Annotated in this window: 5 protein-coding genes; 4 read left to right on the forward strand and 1 reads right to left on the reverse strand. The window is 53.7% G+C overall.

The genetic code is table 11. The features are described from left to right. Positions 1–7 precede the first annotated feature (7 nt). Positions 8–2155 carry an AMP-binding protein gene (locus tag QJQ48_RS22100; protein ID WP_346293419.1) on the reverse strand — a complete coding sequence of 716 codons (2148 nt, stop codon included), beginning with the start codon at positions 2153–2155 and terminating at the stop codon, positions 8–10. 443 nt (positions 2156–2598) lie between these two features. Here QJQ48_RS22100 and QJQ48_RS22105 point away from each other — a divergent pair, with 443 nt between their 5' ends. The 4 genes from QJQ48_RS22105 (at position 2599) to QJQ48_RS22120 (ending at position 7881) form a co-directional block, all read left to right on the forward strand. Then, positions 2599–5193: a TonB-dependent siderophore receptor gene (locus tag QJQ48_RS22105; RefSeq protein ID WP_346293420.1), complete on the forward strand. Its 2595-nt coding sequence runs from the start codon at positions 2599–2601 to the stop codon at positions 5191–5193. Then, positions 5181–6227: an ABC transporter substrate-binding protein gene (locus tag QJQ48_RS22110; protein WP_346293421.1), complete on the forward strand. Its 1047-nt coding sequence runs from the start codon at positions 5181–5183 to the stop codon at positions 6225–6227. Before QJQ48_RS22105 ends, QJQ48_RS22110 begins: the two co-directional genes overlap by 13 nt. Before the next feature lie 40 nt (positions 6228–6267). After that, positions 6268–7569: an MFS transporter gene (locus QJQ48_RS22115; RefSeq protein WP_346293422.1), complete on the forward strand. Its 1302-nt coding sequence runs from the start codon at positions 6268–6270 to the stop codon at positions 7567–7569. A gap of 66 nt (positions 7570–7635) precedes the next feature. After that, a complete protein-coding gene (locus tag QJQ48_RS22120; protein ID WP_346293423.1) occupies positions 7636–7881 on the forward strand; it encodes a hypothetical protein in 246 nt (81 codons plus the stop codon). The last annotated feature ends 194 nt before the right edge of the window (positions 7882–8075 follow it).

The following is an 8075-nucleotide window of genomic DNA, read 5'->3' on the forward strand; positions in this document are numbered from 1 at the left end:
TGCTAAATTAACCATGACGGTTTTGTCTTCTTTGAATGGAGGCGCGTTTTTCAGCCGCGATCGCGCCTTGTTGCTGCCGCGCTCGGCTACGAATTTGCGAAAATTTTGCAGATTGATTTGGTGCGGCGTCTAGGTATCGGGCCAAGGCCTCAATCGTGGGATATTCAAACGGATCGATGGCCGAAAAATCTCGTTGAAAGCGAGCGCTGAGCACCTCGCTGAGCTGAGCCGCGAGCAGGGAGTCTCCCCCTAGCTCAAAAAAGCTGTCATACACGCCAACGCGATCGAGCTTCAGCAAGTCCTGCCAAAGTGCGGTTATGGTGTGCTCAGTTTGATTTCTAGGGGCGACAAAAGCAGTGGCCAGGGGCGGGCGCGATCGCCCGTCAGCATCGGCTAGCGTATGACTGGCGACGACGGCTAACGCTCCAGCGAGATAGCTGGCACGACAGGCCCGGCGCTGAATTTTGCCGCTTGAGGTTTTGAGGATGCTGGCGGGTTTGAGCAGGGCAATGCCATAGACTTCTAGATCATGCTCCCGCGCGATCGCCTGCCGCATCTGACTGATGACGGCATCAGCATCGAGGTAACGCAGATGGCTGCGCTCGACCTCCTGCACCAGGACGACCCGTTCTTCTCCGCCTACCTCAATCCCAAACGCCGCGCCGCAGCTCGGTCGCAGTGCCGGATGGCTTTGTTCAGCAGTGAGTTCTAAGTCTTGGGGATAGTGATTGCGTCCTCGTACAACAATCAGGTCTTTGAGGCGTCCGGTGATAAACAGCTCCCCTGCCCGCATGAAGCCTAAATCGCCCGTGCGTAAAAAAGGTCCCTCCTGAGTGGGAGCAATGTAAGCGCCAAACGTGGCAGCGGTTTCAGCGGGACGTCCCCAATAGCCCTGGGCAATACTCGGACTTGCCACCCACACCTCGCCGACCTGATGCGGCTGGCACCGCCTTCGGGTATCGGCATGGACGATCGCAATCTGTGTTTCTAGCTGCGCCTGACCGCAGCCCACCACATCTCGACCTGAAGGATCGAGGGGCGGCACTTCAATCACCTGATGTTGCTCTAAAGCCTCAGCCTGAACGGTGCAGTAAGCCGGTTCCTGACTAACTGCACCGCCTGAAATCATCAAAGTCGATTCCGCCATGCCGTAGCACGGATAGAAAAACCGGGATTGAAAACCGTAGGGGGTAAAGGTTTGGATGAAGGCTGCTAGCGTCTGTTTGCGAATCGGTTCGGCCCCGACGTAAGCCTGAGTCCAGCAGCTCAAGTCCAACGCGGCCCGCTGTTCAGGGGTTGTTTTGTGTACGCACAGGTCATAGCCAAAGTTAGGCCCGCCGCAGTGGGTGGCTCGATAGTCAGAAATCGCCTGCAACCATCGAATAGGCTGCTGAATGAAAGCCACTGAAGGCATTAAAATACCCCGGTAGCCGCTGTAGAGGGGCTGAAGAATGCCGTCGATCAGGCCCATATCGTGAAAGCTGGGCAGCCAGGAGACGGACACGCTGTCGGAAGTCAGTTTAGAAGCCTGGTGAATATAGCTCAGGTTATGCATGATGTTGCCGTGGCTGACCATCACGCCCTTCGGATCGCCCGTTGAGCCAGAGGTGTATTGCAAAAAAGCTAGCGTATCGGCAGTTGAGTCTGGAGCGTGCCAGTCTGAGGCCAACTGAGCCGCGATCGCATTGGTATCAATACAGGTCAGATTGCCGAGACCGGCAGCCTGCAAACAAGCCTGAATATCGGCCAATAGCTCTGTAGTCGTCAGCGCGATCGCCGCCTGTGAATCGGCCACAATTGACTGCAAACGCGCCATCTTCTGCTGACGCTTAGATTTGGGTGGATAGGCGGGGACAGCTACAACCCCGGCATAGAGACAGCCGAGGAAAGCAGTAATAAAGTCGAGTCCTGGGGGATAGAGCAGCAAGGCTCTCGTTCCCAGGGCGAACTGACTTTGCAACTGCGCCGCGATCGCCCGGCTGCGCTGATCGAGGACGCTGTAAGTCAGCCGCTCGCTTTCCTGTTCGCCGTCGGCCAAAAAGGTAAACGCGATGCTTTCGGGCGATCGCTCTGAGCGCGATCGCACTAAGTCGTCTATCGTACTGGCTGGTGGACCCTCTGACAGATGCCGAGGGCTTAAATCTTGAAAGTACACGCTGAATCCTCAAACCTTAAAATTCTTATTCCTGAAATGGGTTGGTTCAGGAACTAGAAACCCTTGACAGAACAGGGGCGAACTCGCGAATTGCGAATAAAACTCATCAAAACTCGCACAAAGGTCAGGCTATCAGTAACAAGAATAGATTGCAATAGTGATCAAAAGATATTTTCGAGTCCAAGCTGATATCGAGACTGATTATCGAGAGTAAGTCAGAGCTTATATTGGCTATAGCCCGCTTAAAGTCGACAATTTTCAGCCTTTCGCGATTAAAACTGTTAAGAAATATTCTCGTTAGAAACTAGCAAGACTGGCGAATTTTATGCTTTTTGATGAGAAAGTTTAGCAACTGTAGTAATCTGAATTTTACTTTCGGTTGCCCCCTGCATTAACGAGATGGGGTTATCCCTGCGTGTTCTAGTGTTTTGTGAGGAAGAGTTTTGAAGCGTTCTTTGATGTTCTGGTCAGTTTGGCTGACGGCCGTAGCCTCTATCGCTGCCGTCCGACCGGCTCTGGCCCAAGAGATTTCTCAGTCTGGTTCCTTTGATGTAGATGTGCGTCCTGATGAGGCCGCTTCGCGCGCAGATCTAGCTCAGCTCAATGATTTCGGTGAAGTCCAGGTAGCACAGACAGATCCATCTCCGGTGACGGTGACGGCTGTGCGGCTAGCTCAAACCGAAACTGGCATCGAACTGATTCTAGAGACGGCGACAGACTCGCTTTCAGCCCCAAGCTTCACCACGGTTGAGAATGCCTTAATTGCTGATATTCCCAACGCTATTTTGGCCCTGCCGGATCAAGATCAGTTTCAGGCGGCTGGTCCGGCCCCAGGGATTGCTTTTGTAGCCGTAACGGCAACGGCAACGGGAATCCGAGTTGCAATTACCGGCACAGAAGCCCCGCCAGAAGCCGATGTGACTGTTGTGGCTCAAGGACTGGCGATCGCCCTAACACCCGGTACGCCCAGTGCAGACGCGCCTGAAGAGGCGATTCAAATCACCGTTACGGGCGAGCAGGAAGACTACACCATCACCGAGGCGGCAGTTGGCACTCGAACAGATACCCCCATTTTAGAAGTTCCCCAATCTATCCAGGTTGTGCCGGAGGCTGTCATAGATGATCAGGCGGCAATCACGCTAAATGATGCGCTACGCAACGTCAGCGGTGTACAGCCTTCTTTCGCATCGGCGCGATCGCCCGTTACCGCAGTCATTATTCGAGGCTTCAACAGTGATAACTTTCTGATCAACGGTCTTAGCGATACCACGTTTGGCGATTTAGGGATAGGACTGGCCAATGTTGAGCAAGTAGAAGTCCTCAAAGGCCCTGCCTCTGTCCTGTACGGCCTCGGAGATCTAGGCGGTACGATTAATGTCGTCACAGAGCAGCCGCTGAGCGAACCGTTCTATGAACAGGAATATCGCTTAAACAGCTTCGGCTTACATCGAGCCGCCGTTGACTTATCTGGCCCCCTAAACGCTAGCGAAACGCTGCTCTATCGGCTGAATGCTGCCGTTGAGTTTGGCGGTAGCTTTGTTGACTTTGAAGAGATAGATTCGCGGCCTTTCATTGCTCCGGTCCTGTCCTGGCAAATTGACGACGACACCTCCTTCACCTTAGAAGCCAGCTATTTGAGAAACAACACCTCGGCAAACGCCCCAGCTCTGCCCGCAGTTGGCACCGTCATTGACAATCCCAATGGCGAAATTGATTTAGACGTCAACCTGGGTGAGCCGGATTTAGTCGAAGTGGAGGAGCAGGTCACCCGCATTGGCTATCGGCTGGAGCACGATTTTAGCGACAACTGGTCAATTCGCAACGAGTTCAACGGCAGCTTCTTTCGAGAGTTAACCAACACGATCGTTTTCCCGCTGGGTCTGTGTCCCGACGTAGGCTTTCTAGCATTTTTGTGTCCCAGCTTAGATCAGCGTACCTTGCTGCGGGCTTTGGTTGATGTCGATACCGATCGAGACAGCTATACGCTCAACAACAGCGTCACCGGCAAATTCAGCACCGGCTCTATCGACCATACGCTGTTGCTTGGGGCTGAACTGTCCCGCGAGACGGCCACCGATCGCTTTGTGGCTAACTTCATTGCTCCGATTGACATTTTTGAGCCGGTCTACGTGCCGAATTTCATCGGTCCTGAGGTGCTGAGACAAGACCTATTTACCCGCACTGATGCCTTGGGGCTGTACGTGCAGGATCAAATTGCCTTCAGCGACAACCTGATTTTGGTTTTAGGCGGACGCTTTGATATTGCCGGTAGTGAGGTCAGCGACAGGCTTGCAGGTACAGATGAATTCCAGCAAGATGAAGCCTTTAGTCCTCGCGTGGGCTTGGTCTATCAGCCTAGCGAAGATGTCTCGCTCTACGCCAGCTATGCGCGCTCGTTTACGCCTCAGGCTGGGCAAACCGCAACCGGAGAAACCTTTGAGCCAGAGCGAGGAACTCAGTATGAGGTGGGGGTCAAGGCGAATCTTTTAAACGACCAGATGTTTGCCACCTTAGCCTTCTTTGACTTAACCCGTAATAACGTACTGACGGCGGATCCCAGTAACTCCCTGTTTCAGATTCAAACGGGGGAACAGCGCAGCCGAGGCGTGGAGTTAGATCTGCAGGGCGAAATTCTGCCTGGATGGAGCATTATTGCCAGCTATACCTTCACTGACGCTGAAATTACTGAAGATGAGGTGTTTGATGAGGGAAATCAGTTGTTCAATGTGCCCCGACATTCAGCAAGTTTGTGGAGCGTATACGAACTACAGCAGGGTGATTTGGCAGGGCTAGGATTTGGCTTGGGACTGTTCTTTGTCGGCGATCGCGAAGGTGATCTCAATAACACCTTTGAACTCCCCTCCTATGTTCGCAGTGATGCTATGGTTTACTACCAGCGTGAACAGGTTCGATTTCAGCTCAACTTGCAAAACCTGTTCAACACTGACTACTTTGAAGCCTCCCGCAGCGGCAATAACCTAGAAATTGTAGCTGGAGAACCTTTGACAGTAGTGGGAAGCGTATCATGGCAGTTCTGAAGCTACGCCTTTTGACCCCAGTGCGTCAGAGCCTCAAGCGGGTTTTAGGCTGGCAGCCGCTAGCGCTGAGGCGTATACCTTATGTCCTCTTGTTTATCCTGGCAGTTTTTGCCATTGCGGCCTGCAACCCCGATGCCGCTCCCAAGGTAGATTCCACTGCCTCTACGGACGCAAACTGCCGCCCGGTGCAACACGCTATGGGGGAGAGCTGTGTGCCCCTATCCCCCGATCGCGTAGTCACACTGACTCTACCTGCTTTGGCTAACTTAGTGGCGCTGGATATTGAGCCTGTGGGCACAGCAACCTATGAGGCGTTTGCGGGTATTAACCTGCAGCCCTATCTAGAAAATGCAGTAGACGGGATTGAATGGGTTGGCAGCGACAATCAGCCCAGTTTGGAAAAGATCGCCCAGCTCAGTCCCGATCTGATTCTCGGCTTAAAAAAGCAGCATCAGTCAATTTATCCGCAACTGTCGGAAATCGCGCCGACGGTGCTGTTTGAGCTAGGCGATCGCAGCAACTGGCAGCAGCTTCTCCTAGAGATAGCTGCGGTATTTGATCAAACATCAGAAGCTCAACAACTGCTACAGGACTATTCTCACCGCGTCGATGAACTGCGGCAGCAGCTAGGCGAACAGGGACTGCAACAGGAAATTTCGATTGCCTATGCTTTGGGCGGTAGCCTTTACTCAGAAGCCAAAAACTCATTTCCAGGCAGCGTTCTAGAGGATGTTGGCCTACATCGTCCCCCGGCCCAGGATGTGGCCGCACCCGCCAGTGGCAGACTCGCCTTTTCTCCAGAGCGCATTGACAGCATTGATGGCGACGTTCTTTTTATTCCTAAAAGCGGCAACGATCTCGATCGCGATCAGGAAGCCCTAATGCAAAAACCGCTGTGGCAAACCCTAGAAGTGGTGCAGCAGGATCAGGTTTATCGCGTCAATCTCTGGGAGTGGAGCGGGCTAGATATTTTAGCGGCCCACGAAGTACTCAACGATTTATTCCAGTATCTAGTCAACGAGCCGCCATCCTAGCTTCCTGCTGGCAGTCGGTTGCAATTATCTGACAACTTCTATGAAAACGTTTACGTTCATCTGGTGCGGTCAGATGATTTCGACGATTGGCAGCGCCATGACGGTTTTTGCCTTCATTCTGTGGATCTGGGAACGCACTGAGTCAGCCACCACCCTGACCCTCTTCGGCTTTTTCTCAGAACTGGCGCTGATGTTTGTCGTTTTAGCAACGGGGATTCTAGTCGATCGGTTTAATCGCCAGCGGCTGATGATTCTCGGTGATACGGGTGCTCTACTCAGCACTGTCTTTGTCGCTGGTTTGTACATGACGCATCTGCTAGAAATCTGGCATTTGTACATGATTGTGGCGATACAAACTTGCTTTTCTCAGATCCAAAATTTGGCCTATTCGGCCTCAATTGCTCTGATGTTGCCCAAGCAGCATCTTGCCAGAGCTGGGGCGATGCGAACGATGGTGAATTACAGCGCCACTATCCTTGCACCAGGATTAGCCGGTGTTTTATATCCGCTGATAGGGCTGAGCGGTATCATCAGTATCGACATTCTGACCGCCCTCGTTGCGATCGCCACTTTGGGCGTTGTTCATATTCCGCAGCCAGTTCAGCCTGACTCTGACCCGGCGGATGCAGAGAACTCTGCGCCGCTCTGGCATAAGCTGACGTTTGGGCTACGGTATATCTGGCAAAATCCCAACCTGCGACTCCTAACGCTGACCTTTTCCTGCTTCTGGTTCTTTCATCAGCTGGGTGAATATGTGTTTAAGCCCATGATCTTGGCCCGTACTGAGGGCAGTGCTTTGATCTTAGGCGGCGTTTCGATGGCCGCTGGGGCGGGCGGACTGATTGGAGGCGGACTGATGAGCCTTTGGAACGGCTTTCGGCCTCGAATTCGCGGTATGCTCCTCGGCTTTACGGGTGCCGGGATTGGCAAGATAGTGGTCGGACTGGGTTCAATGCCCCTAGTTTGGATTCTGGCTCGCCTCTATACATTCATCAATTTTCCGATTCTCCTCAGCTCCAGCAATGCCATCTGGTATGCCAAAATCCCTCCCAGCTTGCAGGGGAGAGTTTTTGCTGCCGATCATTTAATCGGCATTACGATTAGTACCTTTACGGCGCTGATGGCTGGGCCTTTAGCTGATAGGCTGTTTGAGCCTGCTATGCAGCCAAATGGGGCGCTGGCGCCTATTTTTGGCCCTCTGTTTGGCACTGGCGCTGGCGCGGGTATGTCTTTGCTCTATGTGATGGCAGGTTTAGCCACCCTGCTGGTTGGAATAGTAGGATTTAGAACTCGCCCCTTACGCCAGGTTGAGGCTAATCTCCCCGATCAGGGGGCCGGATAGGGAGGCAAAACTGGTACATCTGCTCAATATAGATCTTTAGCGGCAACAGCCCAACTCACTCAGCAGTTGGTTCACCAGAGGATGCTGGTGGCGGCGCGGGCTGGGGCGGTGGTGCCGGTTGTGGTGCGGGCTGGGGCGCGGGCTGAGGGGGCGGCGGTGCAGGGGTCGGCGGTGGCGCAGCGGGTTGAGGCTGGGCCGGGGGCGGCGTCGGCTCAGGTGCCGGATTTGCCGGGGGCGGAGAAGCGGGTTCAGCAGGAGCCGCAGGCCGGGGCGGCGATTCGGCAGCCGGACGAGAGGGTGAAGGCGATGTAGAGGGCCTTGGCTCAGCTGCATCTTCTGATGAGCTGCCTGATGCTGGAGCAGTCGTATCATCTGCAGTGTCACTGGCAGCAGAGGAATCCGTTTCTGGCTCTGAAGTAGTTTGAGTATCTGCTTGGCTATCAGTATCTGGTTCTGAGGCCGCATCAGATTCTGAAGCTGTAGATGGCCTTGGTTCAGATGCTTCT

This window comes from Sphaerothrix gracilis Ecp01 (assembly GCF_030405905.1).
Lineage (GTDB): Bacteria > Cyanobacteriota > Cyanobacteriia > Phormidesmidales > Phormidesmidaceae > Sphaerothrix > Sphaerothrix gracilis.